We start from the raw sequence: 2,803 nt of genomic DNA, 5'->3' as shown, positions 1-2,803 counted from the left end.
GCGAACCGGAATTGCCAGCTGGGGCGCCCTCTGGGAAGGCTGGGAAGCCCTGCAAAGTAAACTGGATGGCTTTCTTGCCGCCAAGGATTTGATGGCACAGGGGATCAAGATCTGATCAAGAGACAGGATGGGCACAAGGTGGTTGATTTCAATGATAGTAACTTGCATTTGGTGGGTTACTCAGAACCGGTACGCTGTACTCTCCCTTTAGCAGAATTACAACCTCACTTGCACTCCTTGCCTGAGTTACCGGAAGCCATCCCCTATGTCACGTCTTATTATCAGCGCCGTTGGGGCTTTTGTTTACCCCACAATGTGCGGGAAGCGTTACCCGAAGGAAATTATGAGGTTGTGATCGATACCAGCTTGCAACCGGGCTCACTGACTTATGCCGAGTGGGTGCTACCGGGGGAGAGTGAGCAGGAAATCTTGTTATCCAGCTATGTTTGCCACCCCTCCATGGCCAACAACGAGTTGTCCGGCCCAGGTGTCGGAGTGTTTTTGATGGCCTGGCTGGCCTCCTTGCCTAAGCGACGCTACAGCTATCGATTGATGCTTGTTCCTGAGACAATCGGGGCTATCGTTTATCTCTCTCGCCATCTGGAGCACCTCAAGTCTCATACGTTGGCTGGTTTTAATCTGACATGTATGGGGGATGAAAGGTGTTACTCATTCTTACCATCCAGACAGGGGAATTCTATAGCTGATCGCATAGGACGCCATGTGTTGGGCCATATCGCACCTGATTATATGGCGTATAGCTATCTTGATCGGGGCTCCAACGAACGTCAGCTATGTGCTCCTGGCATAGACTTGCCTGTCACCACCATGATGCGCAGCAAGTACGGTTGTTATTCCGAATACCACACCTCTTTGGACGATCTTACTCTGGTCACGCCGCGGGGGCTGGCGGATAGTTTCCTAGCGTTGCGGCGGGCGATCGAGTGTTTGGAGTTGGATGAATACTGTGAGGCTACCGTATTGGGTGAGCCCCAGTTGGGGCGGCGTGGCCTCTATCCGAATCTATCAACACGCGAGTCCGGTGCACAGGTAAAGGACATGATGAACCTGCTGGCTTACAGCGATGGTCATCTGAGCCTTTTTGAGATTGCCGAGATCATCGAAGTACCGTTTTGGCGAGTCGAGCCCTTGGCTAGAAAGCTTATGGATGCAGGGGTTCTGCGTAGGCGTAGTCGTCCTTGAGAATAGGTATTTCGTTGCATGATGTGATGGATGAGAATCCATAGATATTGCGATCGTTCAACTTTGTTTCATCAATCCTGATCACATCGTTAGGAGAGGGTCATGAGATGTCCATATTGTCACAGTGATAACACATTGGTTTTCCTTGAACGCAAGATGCCAGCCGTTTTATCTGCATGCTCAGGTGATTTTCCGGTAAAGGTGTCGGAATTGCAGGTCAGTGCCTGCAAGGATTGTCTGGTGGGGTTTGCATCCAAGAAATTATCATCGGAAGAACTAACGGAAATATATGACAACTATCTATATATTTCTCCGCTGAATAATATTGGCGCCTCTAAATATGACGGTATGATTGATACCATAACAAGTCATTTTGGCAAAGATGAAAATATACTGGAGATTGGCTGTTCAGAAGGATACTTGCTGAAAAAACTGAACGAGAGCGGATTCTCCAATGTAACAGGAATTGAGCCTGGCCCCCAATCCGATATTGCGAAGGGCTTGGGGCTTAACGTTATAAAGGGTTATTTTAATGCTAGTCATGTTCCGGACAAGGTAGATGGTTACTATCTTATGCATGTGTTTGAGCATTTTGAAGACCCCTTCTCTATCTTTAAATTGATGACAGAAACGTTGAATGATGCCGGAAGAATTGTCATTGAAGTTCCTGATTTTGGTGGTTTTTATGTACAGCACCTCTTCTATTATAATATCTACTTCATGCAAGTTTTGGCCCGTGATAACAAACTTAAAATAATATATCACCGTGTTGAGAATGACAGTTTAAGGGTTGTTTTTGTCAAGGCTGAAAATACCCGTTACAACGAAATTGAAGTGGCCTTTGATAAAGCCTTTTATATCGATAATCTCTCAATGTTCAAGCAGCGGTGCGATGCATCTCGCGACAGAGTAAATGATTTTCTTAGAAAGGCAGATAGCGTCGTCTGGTGGGGGGCCGGTTCTGCATCAGTGATTCTTCTGAATGGAGTTGAGAAAGAGATTTTGGACAGTACGAATATCATTGTCGTTGATGGTGACAAGAATAAAGCCGATCGCATATTGCCTGGTGTGAATCTCAAAGTGAGTTATTTTGAGAAGATCCGTAATCAGCATGTCAGCAATCTGGTAATTGCTTCAAGTTTCTATAAGGAAATATTTGAAACAATGAAAATTCATGGTGTCACCTATGAACATGTCGAGGTATTTAGTGATGCCTGATTAAAGGCATAAGGAGAAGGAACGTCAGAATGACGTGTAGTAAATAATTTTACTGGTCGGAAATTGATAACGACCGGGAGTTGTACAGATCTAGGGAAGGTGCGAACAAGTCCCTGATATGAGATCATGTTTGTCATCTGGAGCCATGAAAAAGGGTTCATCATGAGTCATCAGCTCACCTTCGCCGACAGTGAATTCAGCAGTAAGCGCCGTCAGACCAGAAAAGAGATTTTCTTGTCCCGCATGGAGCAGATCCTGCCATGGCAAAACATGGTGGAAGTCATCGAGCCGTTTTATCCCAAGGCTGGTAATGGCCGGCGACCTTATCCGCTGGAAACCATGCTACGCATTCACTGCATGCAGCATTGGTACAACCTGAGCG

Annotated in this window: 2 protein-coding genes and 1 pseudogene; all 3 read left to right on the top strand. The window is 46.3% G+C overall.

What is annotated here, in order from left to right:
• Positions 1-126: 126 nt before the first annotated feature.
• Positions 127-1,203, top strand: a pseudogene (locus tag C3418_RS23230) (DUF4910 domain-containing protein); the annotation flags it as partial.
• A gap of 156 nt (positions 1,204-1,359) precedes the next feature.
• Entirely contained in the window at positions 1,360-2,421 is a 1,062-nt protein-coding gene (locus C3418_RS23225) for a bifunctional 2-polyprenyl-6-hydroxyphenol methylase/3-demethylubiquinol 3-O-methyltransferase UbiG (protein ID WP_258040174.1), read from the top strand.
• 162 nt (positions 2,422-2,583) lie between these two features.
• The coding region (locus tag C3418_RS23215; RefSeq protein WP_024176516.1) for an IS5/IS1182 family transposase at positions 2,584-2,803 on the top strand (220 nt) is incomplete at its 3' end.

The sequence above is a fragment of the Aeromonas sp. ASNIH8 genome, from assembly GCF_002919855.1.
In the GTDB taxonomy this organism is placed as follows: Bacteria; Pseudomonadota; Gammaproteobacteria; order Enterobacterales; family Aeromonadaceae; genus Aeromonas; species Aeromonas caviae.
The sequence above is the reverse complement of the archived record's forward strand: the minus strand, read 5'-3'. Positions and strand labels throughout refer to the sequence as shown.

Excerpts from the sequence above, each read along its gene's own strand:
- C3418_RS23225 (WP_258040174.1), top strand. The coding sequence starts at position 1,360 with ATGCCAGCCGTTTTATCTGCATGCTCAGGTGATTTTCCGGTAAAGGTG.